A 12,473-nucleotide genomic window follows, 5' to 3' on the forward strand; every position below is an offset into this window, starting at 1 on the left:
CAAGCATCCATCCACTTCTGGAGGTACCTCGATGGCATTGAATTTACTGGCTGTACTGCAGATTTCCGGCGCAGCACTTCTGACTTGGGCATTGGTCAAGCTAGCACGGTGGCTTTGGATCTACCTCTGGCTACCAGCGCGATTCAACGGCCAATCTTTAGCCAAACGCTACGGTCAAGGGAGCTGGGCATTCATCACTGGTGCCAGCGACGGTTTGGGCAGAGCTTTCGCCCGCGAATTAGCACACTGCGGCTTTAACCTGATCTTGGCAGCACGTACCCAGTCCAAACTTGACCGCCTCCAGAGCGAGTTGCAGGAGTTGGGGGTTCAAGTTCGAACTGTCGCGCTTGACCTGTCGGATTCGGCCCCACACACCTATCAAGCCCTGGCCGCCGCCGCAGAGGATGTTGATCTTTCGGTGCTGATCAACTGTGTAGGCACCACAGTACATCGGCGTTATGCGGATGTGCCGACTGCCACTCTACGCCGTTTGCTGGCAGTGAATGTCAGTACCACCGCTATCGTGACCCATACGTTGCTGCCTGGACTCCTCAGGCACGCCTCCTCGACGGGAAGACGTGCAGCACTTCTTAACGTAGGCTCCATAGTGGGGCGCTTTTATTGGCCGGGTACGCAGATCTATGGAGCCTGCAAGGCTTTCGTTGATCATCTCACTGTTCCGCTGGCATTTGAGTATTCAGATCAACTCGACGTTTTGTCCTTCCAGCCCACCGTCATGGCGACAGCTATGGCAGCAGGCACAGAACCTGCTGCCATCACCATTCCACCAGAAATGGCTGCCAGCGCAGCACTGTCTCATTTAGGCCACACACTCTCATCTCATGGCCACTGGCGACACGGTCTACTGGCAGCCCTTTTCACCATCCTTCCCGCCCGTGTACTAAATGCAGTGCAACTCAGCGGAGCGTTGGAGATGGGGAGAGTTGAAATGACCAAGGGCGAATAGGCCCTGGGCGTCGAGTGTCCCCTTTGCTTGCTTCTCGCCAATGCACCCCAGACCCCAATAGCAGCTTTAGGTCGGTAGCTGCTTCGCTAAGGGCATCTCTGGGGCGGACGCAGACAGCTGCGACAGACCGCTTCTGGCCGATTGCTGCCGGCCGTGAAGGGCAGCAGCCGACCCATTGCTGCCAGTGAGCAACGGCAGAGTCGGCCAAAAGCGGGCGGCGGCGTGATGGCTGGTCGTAACTGATATCGGCAGCGCCAAGGCACATACCACCGGTAAAAAACCGTTCACGTACATCGCTATTGCCTAACAGAATGTTGCTCAGCCAACAGCTAAGTAACATTCTGTTAGGTAATAGACAGCCAAGGCTGTTTACCTCACTTTAAAAGCCCCGCTACTACAGGCCTCTTGGCCAGGCACGGTACTTGCGTAGTGCTGCTGATTTCCAAGTTTTGGTTTAGTCGGGATTAGCATGAGCAAACGTATTCGAGTCAACGCTTTTGATATGTCGTGTATCACTCACCAATCGCCTGGCCTGTGGGCGCACCCAGAGGATCAGTCCCGGCGCTACAAAGAACTCGATTACTGGATCGAGTTGGCCAAGCTATTAGAGCGCGGCAAGTTCGACAGCCTGTTTATCGCCGACGTGCTGGGGGTGTACGACACCTACCAAGGCTCGGCAGATGCCTCCATTCGCCGCGCCATGCAGATTCCAGTACATGATCCGATGATGCAGGTGTCAGCCATGGCCGCCGCCACCAGCAAGCTGGGTTTTGGCATCACGGTGTCCTCCACCTATGAGCAGCCTTACGCGCTAGCTAGACGTTTCAGCACTCTGGATCACTTCACCAAGGGTCGTATCGCCTGGAATGTGGTGACCTCCTACCTGGAAGGCGCCGCCCGCAACCTTGGACTGGACCGGCAGATGCCCCACGATCAGCGCTATGAACGCGCCGAAGAGTTTATGCAGGTTTGCTACAAATTGTGGGAAGGCTCGTGGGAATCGGATGCGGTAGTCGATGACACCGCCTCGCGGATTTATGCCGACCCTGCCAAGGTGCATGAAATCGGGCACAAGGGCCGTTTCTTTTCGGTACCCGGGTTGCATTTGTCCGAGCCCTCGCCGCAGCGCACGCCCGTCATATGGCAGGCTGGCACGTCGGGCACTGGCCGCGCGTTTGCCGCCCGCCATGCTGAAGCGGTATTTACCGTGGCGCCCACGGCAAAAATCCTGCGCGGTTATGTCGACGACATCCGCCGGATCGCCCGCGAGCAGGGCCGCGACCCGCAGAGCGTGAAAATCTTTACCGAAATCACCACCATCGTCGCGCCGACCGATGCGCAGGCCCAGGCGCGCTACGAAGAGTTGTTGAAATGGGTGGATCTGGAAAGCGGGCTGGCCTTCTATGCCGGTATTACTGGTATAGACCTCTCGCAGTTGGACCCGCACCAGCCACTGCAATATGTCGACACGGACTCGGCGCGCTTTGCACTGGAGATTTTCTCCAAGGCTGACCCGAACCGTACCTGGACGCCGGATGAAGTCGTGCGCTATGTCGGCATCGGCGCCATGGGGCCGGTGATTGTTGGGTCGCCGAGCACCGTGGCTGATGAGCTTGAGCAGTGGATGGATGAAGCCGATATCGATGGGTTCAATCTGGCGTATGCGGTGACGCCGGGCACATTCGAGGAGTTTATCGATTTGGTGGTTCCGGAACTGCAACAACGCGGTCGTTACTGGAAGGATTACGACGACTCCACGACATTGCGCGAGCGACTGTATAAACCAGGAGAGTCGCTGGTTCGCGATGACCATCCTGCCGCGGCCTACCGGCGCTGACAGACCAGTCCCATCCTGCGCCTTCAGCGCGTAAGGTGGGTACTCTAGAAGTCTGCTTCTGACAGATTGCTTTCTGTAGTCGAGCAGGATCCTTAGGTGTCGCCAGCTAGGGCACTTCTTCGCGGCGGGGCTACAACGCTGAATAGCGCAACACGAAAGTGAACGCCGCCACTTGCCAACTAGCTCACCAGTTCCTATTTTCAATCTAATGCAACCTGCTAATCACCACCTGAGCTGCATCCAGTGCGCCTTCCATGTAGCCATTGTGCTCCAGCGAAGCCTCAGTACCTGATACCAGAAGCACATCCGACCAGATATCTTTGGTTGCAGTGTCGGTGCGCCCGGAGTGATGCGCCTCCGTTGCCAAACGATCCCCGTCTGCGGCAGTTAATTCATCCCATGCCCAGTCTTTGATGTAGTGAGCCAGAGGAGTGGTAGCATCGGTGCCAAACAGCCGGCCCATTTGTTGATTACAGGCTTCAAGCAGCGCGCCTTGATCCATCGTTTTTCTGGCAGATGCAGGTAAGCCAATAAACCCGAACAACGCGGCGCTGCCTGCTGGGTCGCAGGCGTCATGAATTTCCACCATCGGGCCGATATGGCTTTGAGCCGTTCCTGATAGACCCGCGGCCCTCCAGAATGGCGCTGGGTACAGCGCGACATATTTGGCGTGCGGTGCCATCCAGGTCGGGGTCTCAGCCCACTGGGTCATCCGCGAGGCCGCAACTGGCGGATCGAATTCAATGCTCTGAGCCAACAGTCGCAACGGCATTGCACTGATGACATGGGTGAACTCAACGTTTTCCAAAGATGACGGTTCATCGGATGCCTTTAAAAAGGCACTGGAGTTCCGCAGCGTCACCTTGGTAATCCGGCAGTTCAGGAGAATGTGCTCAGCAGGCACTTTAGTGGCGAGCGCGTCTATTATTTGCTGCACGCCGCTGTGGATGCGCATAGACGTGTTTCCCGATTCCCAACCAACCATACGTCTTGGCGGCTGCTGGGGTGAGCGCTCCAATAGAGTAGCGCCCTCTGTATGTTGCGCGAAGGTGGCAATCTCAAGCTCTTCTACCAGCGCAGCCATGCGCGGCTGGAAGTCGGGCCACATCCATGCGGGACCCAAGTCATGCCTTGGCCCCGGGCCAGGCGTCGATAAAATTCGGCCACCGAGCCGGTCACGAGCCTCAAACAGTTGGTACTCCACGTTCATTTGCGACAACAGGTACGCCGTGTAAAGGCCGCTGAGACCGCCGCCTATGATTGCTACCTTGACCGTGTTCATGGTGTTCCTCGAAACGAAAACCCGCAGGCCAATTGCTTGATCCTGCGGGCAGGCTTGTCAGCAGTTGATCACTTGTCTTCGAGTGCTGCGTAGGCGTCCAGCACCCGTGCCGAATAGGTGACGGCCGCTCCAGCATTGAGGGCGATAGCAACGCCCAGCGCCTCGGCGATCTCTTCGCGCGTAGCACCGTGTTTTGCCGCCGCCTTGGTATGCACCGCGATGCAGCCATCGCAGCGGGTAGTGACGGCGACCGCCAGGGCGATCAGTTCGTGAGTCTTGGCATCGAGATGACCGGTTTTTGCCCCGGCACCGTCCAGCACTTGCAGGCCCCGAACCGTATCCGGCGAAAGCTTGGCAAGATCGCCAACGCGGCTCAGGAGTGTTTCCCGATAATCATTCCAATCCATCATCATGGCTCGCTCCTTTAGATTCGGCCGGCAGTCACACCGCCATCGACTGGCAACAAGGTGCCGGTGATCCACGAAGCCTGTTCTGAGGCGAGAAACAACATCGCCTCGGCCACATCCGCTGGCTGGCCGTTACGCCCCAAAGGGTGGAAGGCATTAAAAGTCGGTAGCACGGCTGCAACCTGATCTTTGTCCATGAAGGTGTTGTAGACCGGTGTCTCCACCACGGCGGGGGCAACGGTGTTGATGCGGATGTTGCTCGCCGCCAACTCGATGGCCAGATTACGCGTCAGCGCGTGAACGCCAGCGTTCGCCGCTGAGTAAGCAGCCGACGGCGTGGCACCGATGGCTTGAATGGCCCACAGCGAGCCAGTCTGTACGATGGCTCCGCCGCCGCGTTGTTGCATGGCCTTCGCCGCCGCCTGGGCCATGAAAAATTTGCCCTTGAGGATGATGTCGACGAAGCCGTCGTATTCCTGCTCGCCCACTTCCAGGAAGGGTTTAGGATTAAAAATTCCGGCATTGTTGATCAGGATATCGACGCCACCGAATTCGGCAGTTGCCAACGCGACGAGTGCCTGGGCAGTGGCAGGCTGGGAGATATCGGCAGCGAGCGTGCGCACATGGGTGCCGGGCGGGTCGATCTGCGCGGCGGCTTTTTCGAGTTTCGCAGCATCACGCCCGGTAATCACTACGCTGGCGCCTTCGGCAACCAACCGCGCTGCGACCTCTTTACCGATACCTGAACCGCCGCCGGTAACGATAGCTACTTTGGAAGAAAATCTTTTCATCATTGTGTTCCTTTTGCTAGAGATAGGGAGTCGCCGGAATCAACGGGTCGACTCGGTCACCGGGCCTGTTGGCTGTAATGCTTCGGCATGGCTGCTATTCTTCGCTCAGCTCGCAATGGCGACAAATCAGAAGATTTTTCCAATCATTAAAGAAATTCTTTTCCATATGACTACGCCAACCTATCTCAATGCACTGCGAGCTTTTGAAGCCGCCGCTCGTCACCAGAGTTTTTCAGCCGCGGCGACGGAGTTGCATGTCACCTCGGCAGCGGTAGGGCAGCAGGTGCGCACCCTTGAAGCCTGGCTTGGCGTGACGTTGTTCCATCGCGCATCGAGCGGCTCTACGCGTCTGGTTCCGACCGATGTGGCGAGGGAGGCGCTGCCAGATATACGCGAGGGTTTTGATCGCTTGCGCGCAGGGTTGGAGCGTTTGAAAGAGGGATCGCTTAACACTGGCCTGACCGTAACCGTCAGTCCGGCGTTTGCGGCGAAGTGGCTGCTACCCCGTATCGAGCGTTTCCAGCTGGCTCATCCGCAAACCGATGTCCTGCTGGATACCAACCTGCGCCCGGTGGACTTCGTCGCCCAGGGTGTGGACATTGGCGTTCGCTATGGCGCCGGACAGTGGCCCGGATTGACGGCCACCAAGTTGATGGATGAAGAAATGTACCCGGTGTGCGCACCGGGTTATTCGTTGCTCAAGAAAGGGCGGCTGCCGAAAGGGAAGCTTGCCGAAGCGACATTGATCCATGATCTGTCGATGGCAGTTGATCTTGCCTATCCCACTTGGCGTACCTGGCTCGACGCCGCAGGCTACGCGGATATCAATGCCGATCATGGCCTGCGCATCAATAACTCGGCGGCGGTCTTGCAAGCAGCGGTTGACGGGCAGGGATTGGCGCTGGGGCGCAGTGTGATGGTGCGCGAGGATTTGGCGGCGGGGCGGCTGATCCGCCCCTTCGGTGAAACCACTTGTCCGCTCGCATTTGCCTATTACGTGGTTCACCGTCCAGAAGTGGCGGAGTTGGCGAAGATCAAGGCGTTCCGCGACTGGTTGATCAGCGAAGCCGACGCTTGAGCAGGATCAAGGCGCAGTGCATCGCTTGATCCACAAACGTGTGCCGGCTTGCCCGGCTTGCGCTTGCAGGGGCATGCCTCTGGGCAGGCGAAGCCAAGTCATTCGCTCAAGCAGATCCTTGCCTTCAACGATGGATCCGGCCAGTACCAGAACTTCCATCCCGTAAGGGTTGGCTAAAGACAGCAATGCGCCAGCCTCCAATCGCTCAAGCTTGACTTGCTCGCTAGTGCTACAGAACAGCAACTGTGCAGATGACGTGTCATCTTCGCGCTCAGACTGCACAACGCATTCCTGGGTATCTTGCGGATCGAACTGTTGCAGCCTCACAAATATCACGCAGCCCTGGTCGGAGCGTGGGGCGTGCCGGCTACCTGGAGGGTTGCGAACGTAAGTACCGGCAGGGTAATCGCCTCTCTCGTCCTGGAACGTGCCTTCAAGAACGAAGAACTCTTCGCCACCGGGGTGGCTATGTACAGGGAACACGCTTCCGGCTGCGTACTTTACTAGCGAGGTTGCTCGGGCCTTTTCTCCTCCGACACGATAGAGCATGCGTCGCTCAACGCCGGAGGAGGGAGAGGGCACCCACGGCAGGAGTGCCCCATGCACCAGCGTGCGATGATCGAGATCAGTGTTCAATTGCATGGCTTATAACTCCGCGCGCCCGCCGTCGACCACCATTTCAGCCCCCAGCATGTAGCGAGAATGGTCGCTGGCGAGAAAACACACAACTTCTGCTATTTCGTCAGCTTGGGCCATTCTCCCGACAGGCGCCTGGCTTCCCGTTTTCGCAACGTACTCGGCAAAGTATTCCTCGGTTTGACCTGATTGGCGATACAGCGGTGTGATAACCGAACCTGGGCTGACAGCATTGACTCGAATCTGTTGATCCAGCAATTCTGCTGATAACGTGCGAGCGAATGACCGCACAGCGGCTTTGGACGCGGAGAGTAGCGATCTACCGGGCGCGCCAATCTGGTTTAGCCAGGAGGTGTTAAGGATGATGCTGCTGCCTTTGGGCATCACCGGCACCAGCGCCTGCACGGTGAAGTACACACCTTTGACGTTTACGCCCAGCAGATGGTCGATCATGGCGTCATCTGTTGCTGCCAAAGGCGTTCCATAAGCGACCCCTGCGTTGGCGAACAGAATATCCAGACCGCCGAACGCCTGTTCAACCTGTTGGCGAACCCGTTGCATATCGGCCTGAATGCTGACGTCGGCCTGGATAGCAATAACCCCAGAGCCAAGACCGCTGGCGGCTTCCATCAAGCGATTCATATTCTGCCCGGTGATAGCGACCTTCGCGCCGTACGCGATCATCCGCTGAGCCGTAGCCAGGCCAATTCCTGAAGAACCGCCAGTGATCAGTGCTGCTTTTCCAGTCAACATATCGAAACCCTGTGCAGAAAACATTTCAAGACAGGGTGTCTTGTGCGGTCTCGACTGGCGAGGCAGATTTTCGTGTGGTCATCTAAAGAAAAAATTGCGGGACGGCGGGGTAGTCTCGACCCATCGCATGAGACAGAAATCGACCCATAGCTGCCCTTCGCGGATGGCTGCTTATGGCCGATTTCCTGCTTGTCGCGAAGTCCTGAAAATCGACCCTTGGCTGGCAGCAAAGGTCGTCCGATAGCGGGCTATGAACGCGGAAATGTCGCAGTATGATCTCCCCCGTTTTTGTTTCTGCAAATCATCGAGATTTCAGGCGTTTTTGAACAACGCCTTTGTCGTTTCGTACACGCGCACGATCACGAGGAAGCCTTTAACCAATACTCGTAAGCTATGAAAGGCGGCTAAGCGCCTGCCGTGGACTCAGATCTACCGTTGCTCCTCATGCTTAACAACGACGACTTGTGTATAGAAAGTCCTCGGTCAGAGTGAACGGTTTGGCATGAAATGTCGGTTTTTCGGCTTATACGGTTAAATCCTCAGGACTAGGATGTATTGCCTACAGCGTGCGGAACTCTGATGCGTTGTCCTTTGTTCGCTCTTTCACAACCGGACTTGACGGAATTTGAAAGCGCTCTAGAGGCCAACCCTGTCGTTTTAACTGTCCATTAGGACTCGCATGGCCTGCGTTCTATTTCCCCAAGCTCAACATACAATCAGGAGCAACTATGAATCTTGAAGTAAAAAACAAATCTATCGTACTTAAAGCTTTCGATGCTTTATTTAATCAACGTGACTACGATGCAGCCGAGGAGTATTGGTCTGCGGACTATATTCAGCACAGTGCGCTTATCCCTCCAGGACGGCAGGGTTTATTTGACTTGATCAAAAGTCTGCCCAATACACTGATGTATGAACCCAGCGTCATAATGGCAGAGGATGACAAAGTGATGGTTCATGGCCGTTTCTCTGGAAACGGTAGTCCGACTGCGCTCATCGCAGTAGACATTGTGCGTCTCGAAAATGGCATTCTGGTCGAACACTGGGACGTGCTCCAGGACGAGGCGACCACAGTCAGTTCTGCCAGCGGCCTACCGATGTTCGGCGCACGTTTCCCGGATTCAATTGAGTAAAAGGGCGGGCTGCGACGATCCAATTATGGCCTCTGAGATTAAATGGCGCTTCGGGGCGGGCATGTGTCCGCCCCGGCTGCGCCAACGAGGTTTCATACTCGATAGTTCAATATCGAGGGATTTCACAAGCATGAGTCGTCACACGATCCGTTTCAGGGGAGTTTGAGTCCCGCTCTTTGCCGCATCCAGCAACTGATGCAGGCGCAATGCATCGTTGAACGTCGCCGCCGCATGGGTGCCTTCGGCAACATCCTGCGCATACACGTGATAGAGCTCTGCCAGTTCAAGCACGGCTGACGGCAATGACGAGGCCGGCAGGCGCTGATAATTCTCAGGCACGGGCAACACTTCCAGCGTCAGGTTATCGCCATGCGCGCCCTCGACGACATAGTCGTCGCCGACATCGCCAAACGCCGAACGGTTGGTGATTTTCAGATCCCCCTGGTCGCCGGTGATGTCGATCTGCACACCCGAGCCGTTGCGTTTGCCGCCTTCGATGTGGATCGAAATGACGGCGCCGTCTTCGAGCATGCCGCTGAGCACGAGCTGGTCGGGGGCGGTGCTGTCCAGCACTTCGCCGGTTTCCTTGATGGTCACTTTCGGGAACTGGTTGACCATCAGCCCCGAGACGCTCACTGGCCAGCCGGTGGCGGTTAAGAGCATGTCGAGGAAGTGTCCGGCGTAGATGGCAATGACGCTGGAGAAGTTTTCCTCGGGGGCGGTCCAGCGCAGGGCGTTGGGGCGCAAGGCCTGGAAGTAATTCATGCTGACGTGCATCCGCACGGACCGCACCTTGCCGACGTAGCCTTGTTGCAGCAGGTCTTGCAGGTAGCGGTTGTGCGGCGCGTGGCGGCGTTGCAGGCCGACGATGTGACGCACGCCGGCGTCTTTGGCCAGGTGCAGCAATTGTTCGGAGTCTGCGGTGGTGGTGGTCAACGGCCATTCGCAGTAGACGTCTTTGCCGGCAGCGATGGCGGCACGCACGGTTTTTTCGTGTTGCGGGGCGGTGTTGAGCACCACGACCAGATCGACTTCAGGGTTATTGACTAACGCGTCGACAGAGTCGGCGACCTGGCTGATGGCGTACTCGCTGGCCGCGGCTTCGGCGCGTTCACGGCGTTCGCTGTACACCGCTTGCAGGTGATATTGCGGCAGCAGATTAAGCACGCGCAGGTGGCCGTGGCGAGCCCAGTTGCCAACGCCGATGATGCCGACGCGAATAGGGGAGTGTGCAGTTGTCATGGGAATGTCCTCGTAGGGTTTGGCTGACGAGGTGAAGTCTAGGGAGCGCAGCCCTGCGGAAAAACCGGCCAAAGGGCCGAACACTGCGGACAGGAAAGGCGCTAATGGCGGCACGCCTGTTCGATTGCGGAACGATTGATCCGCAGTGATCGGAGCTGCGCACTGTTTTTCCGCAGTGATCAGATACCTAGCATGGCGCCACTCATTACTGTGGAGCTTTGCCATGAACGATCTGTCTGCATCACCGGCCACCGCTGCGCTCGCGCCAGCTGAGCCGTCCTCCTGGCGCGACTGGCTGTCGGTGTACGCGGTGGCCCTGGGCGCTTTTGCCTTTGTCACCACCGAATACCTGCCTGTCGGCGTCCTGCCGCAAATTGCCAATAGCCTGGGCATCACCGATGGTATGGCCGGGTTAATGGTGACTGTGCCGGGCATGGTAGCGGCAGTGTCGGCGCCGGCGATCATGCTGGGCGCGGGGCGCATGAATCGGCGACACCTGTTGCTGCTGTTGACCCTGTTGCTGGTGGCGTCCAACGTCGTTTCGGCGGTGGCACCGTCATTGCCGATCATGTTGTTGGGGCGCGGCTTGTTGGGGGTGGCGCTGGGTGGTTTCTGGGCGGTGGCGATTGCGGCGGCCGGGCGGTTGGTCAGCGAGTCAAAAGCGGCGAAAGCGACGGCACTGATCTTTGCCGGGATTACCTTGGCGACGGTGTTCGGTGTGCCGTTTGGTACGTTTGTCAGCACGCTGTTTTCGTGGCGGATGTCGTTTGCCGTGACCGCAGGGCTCGCGCTGCTGGCGCTGATTGCGCAAGCGTTGACCTTGCCGTCATTGCCTTCCAGTGAAGGCTTGAAGTGGCGCGCGCTCGTGGCATTTGTATCACGCAGCAATGCCCGCCGCAGCATGCTGTTGCTCGGTACGGTAGTGGCGGCGCATTTCACGGCGTACACCTACATTGCGCCGTTCCTTGGGCATGACGCGGGTTTCTCGCCGAGTGCGATCACTGCGATTCTGTTGGGCTTTGGCCTGGTCGGCATGTTGGCGAACTTCGCCATGGCCGGGAGCATCACCACGCACCTGCGTGCGTCGCTGGGCGCCGTGGTGTTGCTGATGGTGATTGCGCAATTGGCCTTGCCCGGGTTGCAGGGTTGGGGCGTGACGTTGGCGGTGCTGGTGTGGGGTGTTGCCTACGGCGCAATTCCGCTGGGTGTGAGCAGCTGGATGCAACTGACGTCGCCGCAATTGCCGGAAGCCAGTTCCGCCATGTTGGTGACCACGTTTCAGGTGGCGATTGCTTCGGGTTCGCTGTTTGGCGGCTTGATGGTTGATCACGCCGGCGTGTCTTCAGCGTTGTGGCTGGGCGCCGCCATCGGTGTGCTCGGTTTGGCGGTGATGCTCAGTTTCGGTCTCGGCAAAGCGCCGATTGCCGAGGCACTGCAACGCTGATTCAAACCTTCAAGATGTTGTCTTTGAAAAAATCGATCAACACTCGCAACCTTGGTGCGGTCTGCTTCGACGCAGGCCAGAGCATCCACAGGTTGCCGGTGTGGTCGGTGTAGTCCGCCAACACCACTTTCAACCTGCCATCGGCCAACGGCTGACGGATTGAAAAATCCGGTAGGCAGGCAATCCCCACCCCATCGATCGCCAGGTACGTCAGCGGATCCATCGTGGTGCAGGTCAACGCCCGCGTCAGGTTCGGCTCGATGTGCGTATCGTCGACGCGCAGCGGCCAACGCTCGATCATCCCGGTGGCCGGAAACTTGTGCAGCAGGCACACGTGGCGGATCAAATCGTCCGGGTGTGTCGGATCACCATGACGCTCCAGATACGCTGGCGACGCCACCAACTGCAATTGATAACCCCCCAGCTTGCGCGCCATCAGCCGCGAATCCTGCGGCGCGCCCGTGCGGATCACCGCGTCGAACCCTTCCTCGATCACGTCCACCATGCGGTCGGACATGTCCACGTCCAGCTCGATGTCCGGGTAGGCACGCATGAACCCGGCCAGTACCGGCATGATCAACACGTTCTGGATCGGCACGCTGATGCGCACCTTGCCGCGCGGGGTGGCGGACAATTCCAGCAATTCCATTTCTGCCGCTTCCACTTCGCTGAGGATGCGTTTGCAGCGGTCCAGGAACAGCTCGCCTTCGGTGGTCAGGGTGACACTGCGGGTGCTGCGATGGAACAGCCGCACCCCCAGGCGTTCTTCCATGCGCGCCACGCTCTTGCCTACGGCGGAGGAGGAGATCTCCAGCAAGCGACCGGCTTCGGTAAAGCTGCGGGTTTCGGCGACTTGAATGAAGGCCGTGATGCCGCTGAGGCTGTCCATCATTTGAGGTGTGC

The 12,473-nt window shown here is 58.1% G+C and carries 12 protein-coding genes; 5 read left to right on the forward strand and 7 right to left on the reverse strand.

Going from position 1 to position 12,473, the window contains the following annotated elements; genetic code table 11:
• Positions 1 to 31 precede the first annotated feature (31 nt).
• Both A8O26_RS11385 and A8O26_RS11390 read left to right on the forward strand, forming a co-directional pair.
• Positions 32 to 967, forward strand: a complete 936-nt coding sequence (locus A8O26_RS11385; RefSeq protein ID WP_064118074.1) for an SDR family oxidoreductase — start codon at positions 32 to 34, stop codon at positions 965 to 967.
• A 469-nt stretch (positions 968 to 1,436) separates the two neighbouring features.
• On the forward strand, positions 1,437 to 2,804 hold the full coding sequence (locus A8O26_RS11390) for an LLM class flavin-dependent oxidoreductase (protein ID WP_064118075.1): 1,368 nt from the start codon (positions 1,437 to 1,439) through the stop codon (positions 2,802 to 2,804).
• Positions 2,805 to 3,009: 205 nt separating this feature from the next.
• Here the strand turns inward: A8O26_RS11390 and A8O26_RS11395 are convergent, their stop codons facing one another.
• From A8O26_RS11395 to A8O26_RS11405, 3 genes are all read right to left on the reverse strand, one after another.
• Positions 3,010 to 4,086, reverse strand: coding sequence for a flavin monoamine oxidase family protein (locus tag A8O26_RS11395; protein WP_064118076.1), 1,077 nt, complete (start codon positions 4,084 to 4,086; stop codon positions 3,010 to 3,012).
• 68 nt (positions 4,087 to 4,154) lie between these two features.
• Positions 4,155 to 4,496 (reverse strand): carboxymuconolactone decarboxylase family protein, encoded by a 342-nt coding sequence (locus tag A8O26_RS11400; RefSeq protein ID WP_064118369.1) that lies wholly within the window; start codon positions 4,494 to 4,496, stop codon positions 4,155 to 4,157.
• 14 nt (positions 4,497 to 4,510) lie between these two features.
• Positions 4,511 to 5,284, reverse strand: a complete 774-nt coding sequence (locus tag A8O26_RS11405; protein WP_064118077.1) for an SDR family NAD(P)-dependent oxidoreductase — start codon at positions 5,282 to 5,284, stop codon at positions 4,511 to 4,513.
• A gap of 166 nt (positions 5,285 to 5,450) precedes the next feature.
• On the opposite strand from A8O26_RS11405, the gene gcvA reads away from it, so the two are divergent.
• Positions 5,451 to 6,362, forward strand: coding sequence for a transcriptional regulator GcvA (gene gcvA, locus A8O26_RS11410; protein ID WP_064118078.1), 912 nt, complete (start codon positions 5,451 to 5,453; stop codon positions 6,360 to 6,362).
• Positions 6,363 to 6,368: 6 nt separating this feature from the next.
• Here the strand turns inward: gcvA and A8O26_RS11415 are convergent, their stop codons facing one another.
• Together A8O26_RS11415 and A8O26_RS11420 are read right to left on the reverse strand one after the other, a co-directional pair.
• A complete protein-coding gene (locus tag A8O26_RS11415; protein ID WP_064118079.1) occupies positions 6,369 to 7,004 on the reverse strand; it encodes a cupin domain-containing protein in 636 nt (211 codons plus the stop codon).
• Between the two features lie 3 nt (positions 7,005 to 7,007).
• Complete coding sequence (locus tag A8O26_RS11420; protein WP_064118370.1) at positions 7,008 to 7,751, reverse strand: SDR family oxidoreductase; 744 nt, start codon at positions 7,749 to 7,751, stop codon at positions 7,008 to 7,010.
• Between the two features lie 728 nt (positions 7,752 to 8,479).
• On the opposite strand from A8O26_RS11420, the gene A8O26_RS11425 reads away from it, so the two are divergent.
• A complete protein-coding gene (locus tag A8O26_RS11425; protein ID WP_064118080.1) occupies positions 8,480 to 8,884 on the forward strand; it encodes a nuclear transport factor 2 family protein in 405 nt (134 codons plus the stop codon).
• A gap of 138 nt (positions 8,885 to 9,022) precedes the next feature.
• Here the strand turns inward: A8O26_RS11425 and A8O26_RS11430 are convergent, their stop codons facing one another.
• Positions 9,023 to 10,126, reverse strand: a complete 1,104-nt coding sequence (locus A8O26_RS11430; protein ID WP_064118081.1) for a Gfo/Idh/MocA family protein — start codon at positions 10,124 to 10,126, stop codon at positions 9,023 to 9,025.
• Between the two features lie 223 nt (positions 10,127 to 10,349).
• Between A8O26_RS11430 and A8O26_RS11435 the strand changes: the two genes are divergently transcribed.
• Complete coding sequence (locus tag A8O26_RS11435; RefSeq protein ID WP_064118082.1) at positions 10,350 to 11,570, forward strand: MFS transporter; 1,221 nt, start codon at positions 10,350 to 10,352, stop codon at positions 11,568 to 11,570.
• Position 11,571: 1 nt separating this feature from the next.
• On the opposite strand, the gene A8O26_RS11440 is transcribed toward A8O26_RS11435, so the two are convergent.
• Positions 11,572 to 12,459, reverse strand: a complete 888-nt coding sequence (locus tag A8O26_RS11440) for a LysR family transcriptional regulator (RefSeq protein WP_064118371.1) — start codon at positions 12,457 to 12,459, stop codon at positions 11,572 to 11,574.
• Positions 12,460 to 12,473 lie beyond the last annotated feature (14 nt).

Source organism: Pseudomonas fluorescens (assembly GCF_001648775.1).
In the GTDB taxonomy this organism is placed as follows: domain Bacteria; phylum Pseudomonadota; class Gammaproteobacteria; order Pseudomonadales; family Pseudomonadaceae; genus Aquipseudomonas; species Aquipseudomonas fluorescens_M.